Consider the following 17107-nt stretch of genomic DNA (forward strand, 5'->3'; position numbering starts at 1 on the left):
TCACAATACGAACGGTGCAGCCCGCGTGGTCTGCACCGTTTTTTTCGCCCCGTTGTTCGCAGCACTCCCTCGCCATGTCTGCCGATACCACCACCGAAGTCCACCACACGGCTGCCCAAACGGCCGACAACTCCGCTCGCCAATCGTTGTGGATGATTCTTGCGGCATTTGCCTTCTCGGCGATGGGCGTGTGCGTGAAGCTCGCCTCGGCGCACTACAGCACGGGCGAGATCGTCTTCTACCGCAGCATCATCGGCGTCGTGCTGATGGGCGCGATCCTGCAACGCTCAGGGCAAGGCGTACGCACGCCGTATTTCCTTTCGCATATCAAGCGCAGCGTGTTTGGGGTGACCTCGCTGCTGCTGTGGTTCACCTCCATCAGCCTGCTGCCGCTGGCCACCGCCATGACGCTGAATTACATGTCGCCGGTGTGGATTGCGCTCATCATCGGCGCGGGTGCGGCGTTGGCAGGTAAACCGGGCGGGGCAGATCGGCGCATGGTAGTGGCCATCGTCATGTCATTCGTGGGGGTGGTCTGCCTGCTGCAACCGAACATGGGCGGGTCGCAGCTTGCGCTGGCCGGCGGCATGATCGGTCTCGTCTCTGGGGTGTTTACGGCGCTGGCGTATGTGGAGGTGCGCCAACTCGGTGACCTGGGTGAGAACGAAGCGCGCATCGTGTTCTATTTCTCGTTGTTGAGCGCCATTGCCGGTGGTGTATGGATGCTCATCGGGGGCGCGCAACCGCACACGTGGTCGGGCGCCGGTCTGCTGCTGGCGGTGGGCCTTCTGGCCACCCTCGGCCAGACATCGATGACACGCGCTTATAAGCGCGGCAACACGCTATTGACTGCGAACCTGCAATACACCGGCATCGTCTTTGCGAGCGGCTGGGGTATGTTGCTGTGGAATGATCACCTGAACGCGCTGTCGTGGCTGGGCATGGCCCTCATCATCGGCAGTGGCATTGTCACCACGGTCATGCGCGCCCGCCAGTCGGGCGCCGAGCATCCGACCCCGCAGACCGCCGTGTCCGGGCCGGAAGCCGAGGTTCATCCGGAAGTTTGATTGCTAGTCGCCCCCTGGAGATTGCTGATATGAGCGAACGCGCTCGCTACGCCACCCTGATGACCGCGCCGCAACTGGCCGCGCTGCAGCAAAGCGCGCCGGACAGCTTGGTCATCGTCGATTGCAGCTTTGACCTCGCCAACCCGGCGGCCGGGCGCGATGCGTACCACGCCAGCCATATTCCCGGTGCGTTCTACCTGCACCTGGACAACGAACTGTCCGGCCCCAAGACCGGCACCAACGGCCGCCACCCGCTGCCCGACGCTGATGCGCTGGTTGCGCGCCTGCGGGCACTGGGCGTGAACGACGACACACAGGTTGTCGCCTACGACCGGCAGGGCAGCATGTACGCCGCGCGCCTTTGGTGGCTGCTGCGCTGGGTCGGCCACGCCGATGTGGCCGTGCTGGATGGCGGCCTGCAAGCGTGGGAAGCCGCGCACTACCCCGTCGACAAGATCGTGCCCGACGAACCGCAGCTCAACGCCACGCCCGGCAACCTGACGCGCAAGCCGTCGCTCGTGGCGTTGGTCAATGCCGACATCGTGCAGAAGTACCTTGGGCATGCCGACAAGCCCGTCATCGACGCCCGCGCCCCCGACCGCTATCGCGGCGAGAACGAAACGCTGGACCCGGTCGGCGGCCACATCCCCGGTGCGCGCAACCGCTTCTTCCGCGACAACCTGCAAGCCGACGGCACCTTCAAGCCGGCCGAACAGCTGCGTGCTGACTTTGCTGCCGTGCTGGCCGGCGCCAAGCCCGCCGATACGATGCTGCAATGCGGCTCGGGCGTAACTGCCTGCCATAACGCGCTGGCCATGGAGATCGCCGGTCTGACCGGCGCCGCCCTCTACGCCGGCTCGTGGAGCGAATGGTGCAGCGATCCGGCACGCCCAGTGGCAACAGGGCCGAACCCATAATCGGCACCTCTCGCACGCAGCAAAAAGCCCGGCATCAACCGGGCTTTTTTGTTGGACGAAAGCGATGCCTCAATGCGCATGGCCGTGCAGGCCATTGGTCAGCAGGAAAATCATCGCGACACCTGCTGCGATCAGCGCAACCTGGATCGCCGATTCCTGCTTGCGCGGCCGGCGCTTCATTTGCGGCATCAGATCGCAGACGGCGATGTAGATGAAGCTGCTCGAGGCCACCACCAGCACGTATGGAATCCACGAGGTCAGGCGGTCGAGCAGGTAGTAGCCGAGCACCGCACCCACCAGCGCGCAGACGCTGCAGAGCAGGTTGTAGACAAAGGCGCGCGTCTTCGAGAAACCGGCGTTGAGCAGCACCATGAAGTCACCGATCTCCTGCGGAATTTCGTGCGCCGCAATCGCCAGCGCGGTCACGATACCCACTTTGGTGTCGGCGAGGAACGCGGCGGCAATGACGATGCCATCGGAGAAGTTGTGCAGGCCGTCGCCCACCAGGATCATCATGCCGCTGCGGCCGGCTTCCTGGCGATCATGCCCGTGGTGATGGCCATGCCCGTCACCCTCGTGATGATGCGAGTGACGAAGCAGTGAGACTTTTTCCAGCAGGAAGAAGCCCAGCAGCCCGGCCAGCAGCGTGGCGAACAGCGCATGCGTGTTTGGCTCGATGCCGTTGTGTGCCTCAAAAGCCTCGGGCAACGAGTGCAATAGCGACGTCGCCAGCAGCACCCCGACGGAGAAACTGACCATGCGGTCGACCACCCGCGACAGCACGGTGAGCGACAGCACAGCAGCGCCCGCCATGCTGCCGATGCCGGACAGCGCAGTCGCCAGAAGAATGCCTAACAGAGTGGTATCGAGGGTCATGCCGGAGGTGGCGCAGCAGGTGACGCTATCCGCGCCAACAAACGCAACAGAGTTGCAAGAAGAGGCGCATTGTATGCCCCTTTGTGAACCTTTGCCAGCACAGCCCAAAAGAGAAGGCCCACGTGGGGCCTTTCTTGCTGGAAGGACGAAGCGCTGACTCGACGGCTTACTCGACGCCGTGGTCCTTGAACCAGGCAATGCACTTCTTCCAGCCGTCTTCCGCATCGGCCTTCACATAGCTGGGCCGGTAGTCGGCATGAAATGCGTGTCCCGAATTCGGATAGACGATGATGCGCGACGCATGCGCCTTGGGGTTCTTGGATGTCTCCAACGCTGTCTTCAGGGCGTTGACCGAATCCTGCGTGATACCCGTGTCCTTGGCACCGTACATGCCAAGTACGGGTGCCTTGAGTTCGTCCACCTTGTCGATCGGGAACATGGGCTGCAGCGATGTCGGATTGCCCCTTGGCTGGCCATACCACACCACTGCGGCGCGAATGTCAGCGCTGTGTTCGGCAAACAGCCAGGTTTGGCGCCCGCCCCAGCAGAACCCGGTAATGCCAATGCGCGCCGGATCGCCGCCGTTCTGTTTGACCCAAGCAACCGTTGCATCCAGATCACCACTGACCTGCGCGTCGGGCACCTTGGAGATGATCTTCTCCTGCAGCTCGCTGATCGTCGCAATCGACTGCGGATCGCCCTGGCGTATGAACAGCTCGGGGGCAATGGCCAGATAGCCGAGCTTGGCAAACCGCCGGCAGATGTCGGCGATGTACTCATGCACGCCAAAGATTTCGCTGACGACGATCACCACCGGCAGCTTGGTCTTGCCCTCGGGCTGGGCACCGGGTCGCGCACAATACGCCGGCATCTTGAAATCGCCGACGGGCACGGTCACCTCGCCCGCCGTCAGACCGTTGAAGTCCGTCTTGATGGCCTGCGCCGACACGGGCAGCACCGCCGCCGCAAACGCCGAACCCAGCGCCGTCTTCATGAAGCCGCGGCGGTCAAAGTTGCGGCCCGGCACCAGACTTTCCACTTCTGCATCCAGCTGCATCGCACTCTCCTAGCGCCCGAAGGCGGTGACGGTGAACGAAGCAGCTAGTCTACCGAAGCAAACCCATCGGCGCCGAGCGCGGTGATCAGTGCAGCTTGACGCGCGGATTGGTCTTGCTGCGCAGCCAGTGCGTGACCGTATCGAGCGCCATACGTACCCAGCCGTGCAGCGCCAGCACATGCATGCGGTACAGCGACGTGTACATCAGCCGCGCCATCAGGCCTTCGATGAACATCGAGCCGCCGATCAACCCGCCCATCAGGCTGCCGACCGCACTGAAGTGGCCGAGCGACACCAGCGAGCCAAGGTCCTTGAACGCAAACGGCCCGACCGGCTTGCCGTCCAGGCGGCTGCGCAGCGCGTTGAACAGATACGTTGCCTGCTGGTGCGCAGCCTGCGCACGCGGCGGCACGCTCGTCGACGCCTCGGGCCACGGGCAGCTTGCGCAATCACCAAAGGCGTAGATCGAATCTTCGCCTTCCACTTGCAGCGTGCGCGACACGACCACCTGCCCCAGCTTGTTGACCGGCAATCCAAGGTCACCCAGCACCGACGGCGCGCGGATGCCCGCCGCCCACACGGTCAGATCGGCTGGAATAGACTTACCGCTCGCGGTGTTGACCGCATTGGCCGTCACCTCGGTCACGCGCTCGCTGGTGATGACGTCGACGTCGAGCTTGCGCAGCAGTCCGGTGGTCGCGGCGGAAATGCGCTCCTTGAGCACCGGCAGAATACGCGGCCCGCCCTCGATCAGGTGGATGCGGATGTCGTGGCGTGGATCCATCTTGTGCAAGCCGTAGGCGGCCAGCACGTGCGCCGTGTTGCGCAGCTCAGCCGACAGCTCAACGCCCGTTGCTCCCGCACCGACGATGGCGATATCCACCTGCGGCCGGGCATCCCCCACGCCGTTCTGCGCGCGCATGCATGCGGAAATGAGCTTGCGGCGAAAGCGTTCAGCCTGCCATGCGGTATCGAGCGCGATGGCGTGCTCGGCCGTGCCCGGCACACCAAAGAAGTGCGTCACGCTGCCGATGGACAACACGAGCACGTCATAGGCAATGGCGCGCTCTGGCAGCACCTCAGTGCCGTCGGCATCGACAAAGCCGGAAACGGTGATGGTCTTGGCCGTGCGGTCGAGCCCCTTCAGTTCGCCCTGCTGAAACTCGAAGCCGTGCCAGCGTGCCTGCGCGGCGTATTCGAGCTGGTGGGTGTTTGGGTCCATGCTGCCTGCAGCGACTTCATGCAGCAGCGGCTTCCAGATATGGGTGGGGTTGCGATCCACCAGCACGACTTGCGCACCACCGCGCTTGCCAAGCTTGTCGCCCAGGCGCGTTGCCAGTTCCAATCCGCCAGCACCGCCACCGACCACTACGATGCGCGGTCCGCCTGCGCCATCCGTCTGCCCTGCCATATCGTTCTCCTGAAGCCTTTGAATCTTTGCGATCACATCATCGTTCAGATGCAGTCTGCTGCATTGCAAAACCCGCCGCAACCCCAGGCAGGCAGATATGACAGATCATTAAATGCGCATGCTACGGCCATCCGCAGCCTGCCTTGGCAAGGAAAGCCGCGCCACACCTGATGGCGCGGCCAGGCAGTCACGGCATCAATGCGCTTCTTCCCAGTTGGCGCCCACCCCCACTTCGGCCACCAGCGGCACGCGCAGCGACGCAACGCCGCACATCAGTTCAGGCAGGCGCTCGCGCACCACGGCCAGTTCGGCCTGCGGCACCTCAAGCACCAGTTCATCGTGCACTTGCATGACCAGGCGCGAGCGCATGGCCTCGGCTTCCAGCCAGCCTTGCACGGCCAGCATGGACAGCTTGATGAGGTCTGCCGCCGTCCCCTGCATGGGCGCGTTGATGGCGGCGCGTTCCGCAGCCTGGCGGCGCGGGCCATTGCCACCGTTGATGTCCGGCAGCCACAGGCGGCGACCGAAGACGGTTTCCACGTAGCCGCGTTCGCGCGCGGTCTGGCGCGTCTCGTCCATGTAACGCGCGGCGCCCGGGTAGCGGGCGAAGTAGCGGTCGATGTAGAGCTTGGCGGCATCGCGGCCGATGCCCAGGTTGCTGGCCAGCCCGAACGCGCTCATGCCGTAGATGAGGCCGAAGTTGATGACCTTGGCCACGCGACGCTGGTCAGCGGTCACCTCCAACGGCGTCACGCTGAACACCTCGGCAGCCGTGGCGCGGTGCACGTCCTGCCCTTCCTGGAACGCGCGCACCAAACCCTCGTCCTGCGACAGATGCGCCATGATGCGCAACTCGATCTGCGAGTAGTCGGCCGAGACGATCACGCTGCCTTCCGGCGCGATGAAGGCCTCGCGGATGCGGCGCCCCTCTTCCGTGCGCACCGGAATGTTCTGCAGGTTCGGATCGGTTGAAGCCAGACGCCCCGTGACCGCCGTGGCTTGGCCGTACGTGGTGTGAACCCGGCCAGTGTTCGGGTTCACCATCTTCGGCAGCTTGTCGGTGTAGGTGGATTTGAGCTTCGCCAGGCCCCGGTAATCGAGCAGCAGCTTCGGCAGCGGGTAGTCCTCGGCCAGCTTCTGCAGCACCTCTTCATCGGTCGAGGGCGCGCCGCTGGCGGTCTTCTTGATGATCGGCAACTTCATCTGGTTGAAGAAAATCTCGCCGATCTGCTTGGGAGAGCTCAGGTTGAACGGTTGGCCAGCAAGCGCATGGGCCTCGGTCTCAAGCTCCAGCAAACGCTGGCCGATTTCGGTGCTCTGCCTGGCGAGGCGCTCGCCGTCGATCAGCACGCCGTTGCGCTCCATCTGCTGCAGCACGATGGAGGTCGGCATTTCGATCTGCTCGTAGACGTAGTCCAGCTTGTCGTCAGCCGCCACCTTCGGGAACAGTGCGCGGTGCAGGCGCAGCGTGATGTCGGCATCCTCGGCGGCGTATTCGGTCGCGCGGTCGAGTGGCACTTCGTCAAAGCCGATCTGCGAGGCTCCCTTGCCACACACCTCTTCGTAGGTGATGGTCTTCAGTTGCAGCACGCGGTCTGCCAGCGCATCCATACCGTGATTGCGGTGGGACTCAAGCACGTACGACTGCAGCATCGTGTCGTGCTGGATGCCTCGCAGCGCAATGCCATGGTTGGCAAACACGTGTGCGTCGTACTTCAGATGCTGGCCGACCTTCTTGGACGCGTCGTCCTCCAGCCAAATCTTCATGCGCGCGAGCACGAACTCGCGCGAAAGCTGGGCGGCGGCATCCAGCCCCGCCACATCCGGGCCACGATGCGCAACCGGGATGTAGCACGCCTGGCCCGGCGTGACCGACAACGAGATCCCCACCAGTTGCGCCAGCATCGGATCGAGCGACGTTGTTTCGGTGTCGATGCAGACCAGGTCCGCCTCATCCAGCAACTGCATCCACGATTCGAGTTGCGCCTCAGTAGTGACGGTCTCGTACTTCACCTCCTGGGGCGCCGCCTCGACGTCGAACAAGCTGGCCTGGGCCTGTTGCTGGGCAATCGCCTCGCCAGCGTAGTTCTTGGTGGGGGTGGCCGCTTTGCGGGCAGCACCCACGCTGCGTGTATCAGGCAGTGCCTCGCCGGAAGCCTCGCGCAGCCAGGTCTTGAAGCCGTAGCGCGAGAAGAAGTCCACCAGCGCACTCTTGTCTTCACCGCCGTCAAGCAGCGCGTCGAAGTTCGGCACCTCTTTGGACAGATCGCAATCGAGTTTCACCGTCAGCAGTTCGCGGCCCTTGGGCAACCATTCGAGCGTGTTGCGCAGGTTCTCGCCGACCACGCCCTTGATCTCGCCCGCGCGGGCCATGACGTTGTCGAGCGTGCCGAATTCGGTCAACCACTTCACCGCCGTCTTTGGGCCCACCTTGGGCACGCCCGGCACGTTGTCGACCGTGTCGCCAATCAGCGAGAGATAGTCGACGATACGCTCAGGCGGCACGCCAAATTTCGCTTGCACGCCCGGCGGATCGAGCGTCTCGTTGGTCATCGTGTTGACCAGCGTGACGTGATCGTTCACCAGTTGCGCAAGATCCTTGTCGCCGGTGGAGACGATAGTTCGAACGCCTTCCCGCGTCGCCCGTTCGGCCAGGGTGCCGATCACGTCATCAGCCTCTACGCCCTCAATCACCAGGATCGGCCAGCCCAGCGCGCGCACGGCTTCGTGGATGGGTTCGATCTGCGCACGCAGGTCGTCCGGCATGGGCGCGCGATGCTCTTTATAGGCGGGATACAGGTCGTCGCGAAAGGTCTTGCCTTTAGCGTCGAAAATGCAAGCGCTATACTTGGCCGGGTAGTCGCTGCGCAGTTTGCGCAGCATGTTCACGATGCCGTAGATGGCTCCCGTAGGAAACCCTTCTCCGTTGCGCAAGTCGGGCAGTGCGTGATAAGCACGGTACAGATAACTCGAGCCATCGACGAGCAACAGCGTTTCTTGACTTTCCGACATTCCCATGGACTCTAATGTGACTGGAACGCCCGAAGGCGCTTCCAACAATGGCGACGCCGCTCATGGCGACGTGAAGCAGGCTGCTGGTGCATCCGCAGCGGACATGGACGTCAACGTGACGGTGGGTGCGGACCGCACGGTGGAGATTGCTTCCACCAAATCCGACGCTGCACAAGGCCGCACCGACCGCAAGATGATCCCCAGCCTGCGGGCTCTCGCCGACGAGGAACGCGCTACCGCAAAGAAAGCGCGCGCCTCCTGGCAGATGTTCACGATTATGGCAGAGTTCATCGAGGCGACGGAGTACCTCTCGGAGATCCGCCCGGCTGTCTCAATCTACGGCAGCGCACGCCTGCGCGAGGATTCGCCGTACTACAAACGCACCATCGAAATCGCCCGACTGTTCTCGGATGCGGGCTTCGCCGTCATCTCCGGCGGCGGCCCCGGCATCATGGAAGCGGCCAACAAGGGCGCGCACGCGGGCAAGTCGGCCAGCGTGGGCCTGAACATCGAATTGCCGCACGAGCAGCAAGGCAATCCGTATCAGGACATCTCGATGCGGTTTCGCCATTTCTTCACGCGCAAGGTCACCTTCGTGAAGAACTCGGATGCGTTCATCGTCATGCCGGGCGGTTTCGGCACGCTCGATGAACTGGCCGAGGTGCTGACGCTCGTGCAGACCGGCAAATCGCGCAGCGTACCGGTGGTCTTGTTCGGCAGCCACTTCTGGAAGGGGCTGCTGGATTGGTTCCAATTCACCCTGCAGCCGATGGGCCTGATTGGGGAACATGACATGGACCTCATGCGCATCGTCGACGAACCGAAAGACGCGCTCGACGCCGTCTACGAGTTCTACGAAAAGCGCGAAGGCACCTCGCCGATTCCGCCCAAGGAAGAGATGTTCTACCTGTGACCTCAGGTGTGACATTCAGCGCCATCCGGATGGACGCTGGTGAGATGGCCGGACTGCTAGAATGTAAGGTCTCGGATCACTCGCTGGAGTCCATCATGGATTCGCTGTTTCACCCGCCTGCCGCCCGCCGTTTTGCCGCCGCTGCGCGCCTGATGCGCCGCTCGGTGCAACATGTGGGGCTGGCCGTAGGTGCCGCCCTCTGCCTGGCCCTGCCCGTGCACGCTGAAGTGACGCAGGACAGCGCCGGCCTTGACTTGCCGGACGTCAAGGCGATCAACAACCAGCCGCTGTCCAAGCCGACCCACGGTGCGATTCACAACGAAACCGTCAAGCCGAGTTTCGAGTACCGCGACAATGATGGCACGCAGGTCGAGGAATACCGCTTCCAGAAAGGCCAGGCACCGGACATCCATGTCAAATCCGGCATGGGTACGTCCTACAACCTGAGCAAGCCCGAAGACAGCTCGCCGCGCATCCGTGAGCGCGGCGACATTGACCGTGTGCCCTCGGTCAACGTCCTGAAGTTCTGACCTCCAGCGCCCACCAGGCGTACCGGCGCGGCGCCACCCATTTGCCGCGCCGCCTCCTTTCACCCGTTTCCCATTTCTGAAGCATGGCTGTTTTCACCCCGGTCTCCGACGCCGAGATCGCTCTCTGGCTGGATCAATACGATGTGGGCGCCGTGCGCGCATTTCGCGGCATCCCCTCCGGGATCGAAAACTCCAACTTCTTTCTGACCACGGAGAAAGACGGGCAAACGCACGAATTCGTGGTCACGCTGTTCGAGCGCCTCACGTTCGAGCAACTGCCGTTCTACCTGTATCTGATGCAGCATCTCGCGCAGCACAGCATCAGCGTGCCGGCACCGATTCCCGGGCGCGACGGCGAGATCCTGCGCACGCTCAACGGCAAACCGGCCACCATCGTGACGCGCCTGGGCGGTCGCTCAAACCTGGCCCCAACCGTGTCTGAATGCGCCATCGTGGGCGACATGCTCGCGCGCATGCACCTGGCCGGGCGTGACTACCCGCGCCACCAGCCCAACCTGCGCAGCCTGCCGTGGTGGAACGAAGTGGTGCCCGACGTGGTGCCCTTCGTGCACGGCGACACGCGTGCATTGCTGGAGACCGAACTTGCCCACCAGCAACGCTTCTTCGCCAGCGCCGACTACGCAGCGCTGCCCGAAGGCCCCTGCCATTGCGACCTGTTCCGCGACAACGTGCTATTCGAGCCGGCAGCCGATGGCCACCCGGAGCGCCTCGGCGGCTTCTTCGATTTCTACTTCGCCGGCGTCGACAAATGGCTGTTCGATGTGGCGGTGACCGTCAACGACTGGTGCATTGATCTGGCCACTGGTGTGCTGGATACCGAGCGCGCGCGCGCCATGCTGCATGCGTATCACGCCGTGCGTCCTTTCACCGATGCTGAAGCGCGGCACTGGCAAGACATGCTGCGCGCCGCCGCCTATCGTTTCTGGGTATCACGCCTGTGGGATTTCTATCTGCCGCGTGATGCCGAACTGCTCAAGCCGCACGACCCGACCCACTTCGAACGCGTGCTGCGCGAGCGCGTGCACGCACCTGGGCTGACTCTGGACATTCCCGAACAATGCAACTGATCGAAGTCTCCGGCAAGCAAGGCTACGTCTGGCTGCGCCAAGGTGCGTGGCTGTTCCGCAAGAACCCGATCGGGTTTTTGCTGCTGCTATTTATCTATCTGTTTGCCGTCAACCTGCTGATGCTCGTGGCGGCACCCATTGGCGTATTCGCCATCCTGCTGGTCAATCCGGCCATCTTCGTGGGCTTCATGTCAGCCTGCCGCGATACGGTAGCGGGCAAGCGTGTCGGGCCAACTTCGCTTATTGCAGGCTTCCGGTCGTACGGCAAGGATGCGATGCGCGGTCTGCTGAAACTCGGCGGCATCTACGGTGTGCTGGTGCTGGTGGTCAGCGGCATCCTGATGACAATGGTGGATACCGACACGCTCATGGCGGTGTTCAGCGACAAACCGCCCACCACCGAAGCCATCCGCGAACTCTACCTGACGATGGTGATGGGCGCGGTACTGTATATCCCGGTGGCGGTGCTGTTCTGGTTTGCACCGCTGCTGGTGGCCTGGCACGGCGTTCCGGTCGGCAAGGCGCTGTTCTTCAGCTGGATGGCCGTCTGGCGCAATCGTGCGGCGTTCATCCTGTATGGCGCACTGGTCGGAATCCTGCTGATTGCCATACCGCTGTTTATCGATGCGGCGTTTGCCTCAAGCGACGCCAACAACATCGCCCCAATCATCGCTACGCCGTACCGGATCCTGGTGATGGCGGTGCTGTACTGCTCGTTCTACGCCACCTACCGCGGCTGCTTCAACGTGACGCAAGCCGCCGGCCAGACCACTACCGACACGACGGCCTGACCTTCACGCCGACCCGATCGACGCTCAGTTGATCGGGTCCAGCTTGGCGATGCCAAGCGCCAGCGTCTTCACCCCGTGGCGGTTGAACTTGATCTGGGCGCGCGCCTCGGCGCCCTCGCCTTCCAGCGTCGTAATGACGCCTTCCCCGAACTTGTTGTGGAACACCGATTGGCCAACGCGGAAGCCGGTTGCCTCCGCACGCTTGGCATCGGCGTAGTTTTTGCCGGTGTCCATGCCGCCGGTGGGGCGCGTGCCGGTGTAGGCGTCTTCGTCGCCGCGCTCGGGGCGCTTGAACCAATCTTTACCCCAGGCGCCGCTTTCGCCTTGCACACGGCGTGTCGATTGATAGCCCGAGTGCTGCGGCGTGAGCCATTTCAGCGTTTCCTCGGGCAACTCATCAAAGAAGCGTGAGCGGATGTGATAGCGGATCTGGCCGTGCAGCACACGGCTTTGCGCGAACGACAGGTACAGCCGCTCGCGCGCCCGCGTGATGGCCACGTACATCAGGCGGCGCTCTTCTTCCAGGCCATCCTTCTCCATCTGGCTGTTTTCATGCGGGAACAGCCCTTCTTCCAGCCCGGTGATGAAGACGACGTGGAACTCCAGCCCCTTGGCTGCGTGCACAGTCATCATCTGCACGGCGTCCTGACCGGCCTGGGCCTGGTTGTCGCCGGCCTCCAGCGAGGCGTGCGTGAGGAAGGCGACCAGCGGCGTCATTTCTGCTGGCGTCTCGTCGGTGACGAGTTCGGAGACGGTATCCGTCTCGCCGCCTTCGATGCGGATCATCGCATCGTGGCGCACCGGCAATGCGGTGGCGATGGCGTCCACGCCATAGCCCTCTTCGGCCACGAAGGCCTGGGCGGCGGTCACCAATTCCTGCAAGTTTTCGATGCGGTCCTGGCCTTCTTTCTCGCCCTGGTAATGCGTGATCAGGCCGCTGGCGTGAATGACGTGCTGAACAATCTCGGGCAGCGTCATCTGGCGCGTATCGGCGCGCATCTGCTCAATCAGACGCACAAACGCAGAGAGCTTGGTGCCCGCAGCGCCCGTCAGATATGGCACCGAGGCCGCCAGCGAAATGCCATACAGCTTGGCCGCATCCTGCAGCAACTCGAGCGAGCGCGCCCCGACGCCGCGCGCCGGGAAGTTCACTACGCGGCCGAACGCAGCATCGTTGTCCGGGTTCTCCAGCAACTGGATGTACGCCAGCGCGTGCTTGATTTCCGCCCGCTCGAAGAAGCGCAGGCCACCGTACACCTTGTATGGAATCCCCGCCGAGAACAGCGCGTGCTCGATCACCCGCGACTGCGCGTTGCTGCGATACAGGATGGCGATTTCCGAGCGCGACATGCCCGAGGCGATGCGGTCGCGGATCTCATCGACGATCCAACCCGCTTCCTGACCATCCGTGGCGGCTTGGTAGACGCGCACCAGTTCGCCGTGGCCTGCATCCGTGCGCAGGTTCTTGCCCAGGCGGCGCGAGTTGTGTGAGATGAGATGGTTGGCCGTATCCAGAATGTTGCCGTGCGAGCGGTAGTTCTGCTCCAGCTTGATCCGGTGCTCGACGCGGAATTCGCGCTCGAAGTCGACCATATTGCCGACGTTGGCGCCACGAAACGCGTAGATGCTTTGGTCATCATCACCCACGGCAAAGATGGCATTGGGTGTGACACCGGGCTCGCCCAGGCCGGCGAGAATCTTCAGCCAAGCGTACTGCAGCTTGTTCGTATCCTGAAACTCGTCGACCAGGATGTGCTTGAAGCGGCGCTGGTAGTGCGCGCGAATCGCATCGTTGTAGCGCAGCAGTTCATAGCAGCGCAGCAGCAGTTCAGCAAAGTCGACCACGCCTTCGCGCTGGCACTGCGCGTCGTAGGCGGCGTACAGGTCGGCCATGCGGCGGTCGTATTCATTGGCGATTTCCAGATCACCCGCGCGCAGGCCCTGCTCCTTGGCGCCATTGATGAAGTACTGGACGTTCTTGGGCGGGAATTTCTCGTCGTCGATATTGAGCGACTTGAGCAGGCGCTTGACGGCGGAAAGCTGGTCTTGCGTATCCAGGATTTGGAAGGTCTGCGGCAGGCCGGCATCGCGGTAGTGCGCACGCAGCAAGCGGTTGCACAACCCGTGGAAGGTGCCGATCCACATGGCGCGCGTGTTGATTGGCAGCATGGCCTGCAGGCGGGCCGTCATTTCCTTGGCCGCCTTGTTCGTAAACGTGACGGCCAGCACACCCGACGGCGACACCCGCGCACTCTGGATCAGCCAGGCGATGCGGGTGGTCAGCACGCGCGTCTTGCCGCTGCCCGCCCCCGCCAGGATCAGCGCCGATTCATCGGGAAGCGTGATGGCAGCGCGTTGTTCGGGGTTCAGATTGGCGAGCAGGTCGGACATGCGGGGGAAGCCTTAGCAGAATCCGGAAATTATACCGGCCCCCTTAGCCGCCTCGCCCTTGGCGGACACGCACAAGTCGTATAATTCCAAGCTTTCGCCCAGCATTTTTCTTGGGCCAAACGTCTTTTTGCGCGGATTTGCGCCCCCTGTCAGCATGACCGATCAAAACCAGTCCCTCGCCAAGAGTTTCGAACCCGCCACCATTGAGCAGAAATGGAGCGCAGCGTGGGAAGCAATGGGCGTGTCCCGTGCGACGCTTGAAGCCGGCAAGCCGGACTTCTGTATCCAGCTCCCGCCGCCGAACGTGACGGGCACGCTGCACATGGGTCACGCGTTCAACCAGACCATCATGGATGGCCTGACGCGCCACGCGCGCATGGCCGGCGCCAACACGCTGTGGGTGCCGGGCACCGACCACGCCGGCATCGCCACGCAGATCGTCGTGGAGCGCCAACTGGATGCGCAAGGCGTCTCGCGCCACGACATGGGCCGCGAGAAGTTCGTCGAAAAGGTGTGGGAGTGGAAGGAGCAATCGGGCTCGACCATCACGCGCCAGGTGCGCCGCATGGGCGCCTCGATCGACTGGGAGCGCGAATACTTCACGATGGACCCGAAGATGTCGCGTGCCGTCAGCGACGTGTTCGTGCGTCTGTATGAGCAGGGCCTGATCTACCGCGGCAAGCGCCTGGTCAACTGGGATCCGGTGCTCGGCACCGCCGTGTCCGACCTGGAAGTGGTGAGCGAAGAGGAAGAAGGCTCGCTGTGGCACATCCGCTATCCGCTGGCCGAGCCGGACGCGGTGCGCGGCCTGACGCATCTGACGGTGGCCACCACCCGCCCCGAAACGATGCTCGGCGACACGGCCGTGATGGTGCACCCGGAAGACGAGCGCTACGCCCACCTGATCGGCAAGTTCGTTCACCTGCCGCTGACGGATCGCCAGATCCCCGTGATTGCTGACGAGTACGTCGACCGTGAATTCGGCACCGGCGTGGTCAAGGTGACCCCGGGCCACGATTTCAACGACTACGCGGTGGGCCAGCGCCACAAGCTGCCGCAGCTGTCGATCCTGACGCTCGACGCGAAGATCGTCGCCGATGCGCCGGCCGCCTATGCCGGCATGGACCGCTTCGATGCGCGCAAGAAGATGGTCGAGGACCTCGAAGCGCAAGGCCTGCTGGCCGAGGTGAAGAAGCACACGCTGATGGTGCCGCGCGGCGACCGTACCGGCGTCGTGATCGAGCCGATGCTGACCGACCAGTGGTTTGTCGCCATGAGCAAACCGGCGCCGGAAGGCACGCGCTTCCCGGGCCGCTCCATCGCAGAAGTGGCGCTGGACGCTGTGCAGAGCGGCAAGATCAAGCTGGTGCCCGAGCAGTGGGTCAACACGTACAACCAGTGGCTGAACAACATCCAGGACTGGTGCATCTCGCGCCAACTGTGGTGGGGGCACCAGATTCCGGCGTGGTACGACGAAGCCGGCAATGTCTACGTTGGCCGCACCGAAGAGGAAGCCAAGGCGCAAGCTGCGGCCAAGGGCTATACCGGCGCATTGACGCGTGACGACGACGTGCTCGACACGTGGTTCTCGTCGGCGCTGGTGCCGTTCTCCTCGCTGGGCTGGCCGGCCGATACGCCGGAGCTGAAGCACTTCCTGCCCTCCACCGTACTGGTCACGGGCTACGACATCATCTTCTTCTGGGTGGCGCGCATGGTCATGATGACCCTGCACTTCACCGGCGAAGTGCCCTTCCACACCGTCTACGTGCACGGCCTCGTGCGCGATTCGGAAGGCAAGAAGATGAGCAAGTCCGAGGGCAACACGCTGGACCCGGTGGACCTAATCGACGGTATCGCGCTGGAGCCGCTGCTGGCCAAGCGCACCACCGGCCTGCGCCGCCCGAAGGATGCGCCCAAGGTCGAAAAGCGCACGCGCAAGGAATTCCCGGAAGGCATTCCGGCGTTCGGCGCCGACGCGCTGCGCTTCACCTTCGCGTCGCTCGCCACGCTGGGCCGCAGCATCAACTTCGACCCGGGCCGCTGCGAAGGCTATCGCAACTTCTGCAACAAGCTCTGGAACGCCACGCGCTTCGTGCTGATGAACACCGAAGGCCAGGACTGCGGCATGCAGGAATGCGTCGGCGATTGCGGCCCAGAAGGCTATCTGGACTTCTCGCAGGCCGACCGCTGGATCGTCTCGCTGCTGCAGCGCGTGGAAACCGAAGTGGAGAAAGGCTTTGCCGACTATCGCTTCGACAACATCGCCAACGCCATCTACAAGTTCGTCTGGGACGAATACTGCGACTGGTACTTGGAACTCGCCAAGGTGCAGATCCAGACCGGCACGCCGGCACAGCAGCGCGCCACGCGCCGCACGCTGCTGCGTGTGCTGGAAACCGTCCTGCGCCTGGCCCACCCGATCATCCCGTTCATCACCGAAGAACTCTGGCAAAAGGTCGCCCCGATGGCTGGCCGCGCCAAGGGTGACGGCACTGAAAGCCTCGCGCTGCAGGAATACCCGCGTGCGGCGCTCACCAAGATCGACGAGCAGGCCGAACAATGGGTCCAGCAGCTCAAGGCCCTGGTGGATTCCTGTCGCAACCTGCGCGGCGAGATGAACATCTCCCCCGCGCAACGCGTACCGCTGTACGCCAACGGCGAAGCAGAATTCCTGCAAGCCGCTGCACCGTATGTGCAAGCGCTGGGCAAGCTGTCGGAAGTGAAGGTCTACACGGATGCTGCCGCCATGGAACGCGATGGCGCCGGCGCTCCGGTCGCCATCGTCGGCGAGAACAAGCTGCTGCTGAAGATCGAGATTGACGTGGCTGCTGAACACGCACGCCTGGGCAAGGAAGTCGACCGTCTGCGCGGCGAGATCGCCAAGGCCGAAGGCAAGCTCGGCAACGAATCGTTCGTCGCCCGCGCCCCGGCTGCTGTGGTGGAACAAGAACAGAAGCGCCTGGCAGATTTCAAAGCCACGCTCACCAAGCTGGAAGCTCAGATCGCCCGCCTGCCGGTGCAGACGGCCTGAGCGCTCCTGCGAACCCATATCGA

Annotated in this window: 12 protein-coding genes; 7 read left to right on the forward strand and 5 right to left on the reverse strand. The window is 63.4% G+C overall.

The genetic code is table 11. The annotated features are described in order from the left end of the window. Positions 1-152: 152 nt before the first annotated feature. Together C404_RS43735 and C404_RS43740 are read left to right on the forward strand one after the other, a co-directional pair. The gene (locus tag C404_RS43735) at positions 153-1067 is read left to right on the forward strand and encodes a DMT family transporter (RefSeq protein WP_169341596.1); all 915 of its coding nucleotides are present in this window, start codon (positions 153-155) and stop codon (positions 1065-1067) included. Between the two features lie 29 nt (positions 1068-1096). Further along, complete coding sequence (locus C404_RS43740; protein ID WP_021195133.1) at positions 1097-1984, forward strand: sulfurtransferase; 888 nt, start codon at positions 1097-1099, stop codon at positions 1982-1984. Positions 1985-2053: 69 nt separating this feature from the next. On the opposite strand, the gene C404_RS43745 is transcribed toward C404_RS43740, so the two are convergent. The 4 genes from C404_RS43745 to polA form a co-directional block, all read right to left on the reverse strand. Then, entirely contained in the window at positions 2054-2860 is an 807-nt protein-coding gene (locus tag C404_RS43745) for a ZIP family metal transporter (protein ID WP_021195134.1), read from the reverse strand. 166 nt (positions 2861-3026) lie between these two features. Beyond that, positions 3027-3917 carry a dienelactone hydrolase family protein gene (locus tag C404_RS43750; protein ID WP_021195135.1) on the reverse strand — a complete coding sequence of 297 codons (891 nt, stop codon included), beginning with the start codon at positions 3915-3917 and terminating at the stop codon, positions 3027-3029. Positions 3918-4002: 85 nt separating this feature from the next. Beyond that, complete coding sequence (locus C404_RS43755; RefSeq protein WP_021195136.1) at positions 4003-5328, reverse strand: NAD(P)/FAD-dependent oxidoreductase; 1326 nt, start codon at positions 5326-5328, stop codon at positions 4003-4005. 195 nt (positions 5329-5523) lie between these two features. Next, positions 5524-8340: a DNA polymerase I gene (polA, locus tag C404_RS43760; RefSeq protein WP_031329429.1), complete on the reverse strand. Its 2817-nt coding sequence runs from the start codon at positions 8338-8340 to the stop codon at positions 5524-5526. A gap of 4 nt (positions 8341-8344) precedes the next feature. On the opposite strand from polA, the gene C404_RS43765 reads away from it, so the two are divergent. From C404_RS43765 to C404_RS43780, 4 genes are all read left to right on the forward strand, one after another. After that, a complete protein-coding gene (locus C404_RS43765; RefSeq protein ID WP_021195138.1) occupies positions 8345-9253 on the forward strand; it encodes a TIGR00730 family Rossman fold protein in 909 nt (302 codons plus the stop codon). 95 nt (positions 9254-9348) lie between these two features. Then, a complete protein-coding gene (locus C404_RS43770) occupies positions 9349-9783 on the forward strand; it encodes a hypothetical protein (RefSeq protein ID WP_031329430.1) in 435 nt (144 codons plus the stop codon). Positions 9784-9866: 83 nt separating this feature from the next. Next, entirely contained in the window at positions 9867-10871 is a 1005-nt protein-coding gene (locus C404_RS43775) for a homoserine kinase (protein WP_021195140.1), read from the forward strand. After that, complete coding sequence (locus C404_RS43780; RefSeq protein ID WP_021195141.1) at positions 10862-11662, forward strand: BPSS1780 family membrane protein; 801 nt, start codon at positions 10862-10864, stop codon at positions 11660-11662. The genes C404_RS43775 and C404_RS43780 overlap by 10 nt, the downstream gene beginning before the upstream one ends. A gap of 24 nt (positions 11663-11686) precedes the next feature. Here C404_RS43780 and C404_RS43785 read toward each other — a convergent pair whose 3' ends face one another. Continuing rightward, positions 11687-14053: a UvrD-helicase domain-containing protein gene (locus C404_RS43785; protein ID WP_021195142.1), complete on the reverse strand. Its 2367-nt coding sequence runs from the start codon at positions 14051-14053 to the stop codon at positions 11687-11689. A 154-nt stretch (positions 14054-14207) separates the two neighbouring features. On the opposite strand from C404_RS43785, the gene C404_RS43790 reads away from it, so the two are divergent. Further along, positions 14208-17084: a valine--tRNA ligase gene (locus tag C404_RS43790; protein WP_021195143.1), complete on the forward strand. Its 2877-nt coding sequence runs from the start codon at positions 14208-14210 to the stop codon at positions 17082-17084. Positions 17085-17107: the final 23 nt, after the last annotated feature.

It is taken from the genome of Ralstonia sp. AU12-08 (assembly GCF_000442475.1).
In the GTDB taxonomy this organism is placed as follows: Bacteria; Pseudomonadota; Gammaproteobacteria; order Burkholderiales; family Burkholderiaceae; genus Ralstonia; species Ralstonia insidiosa.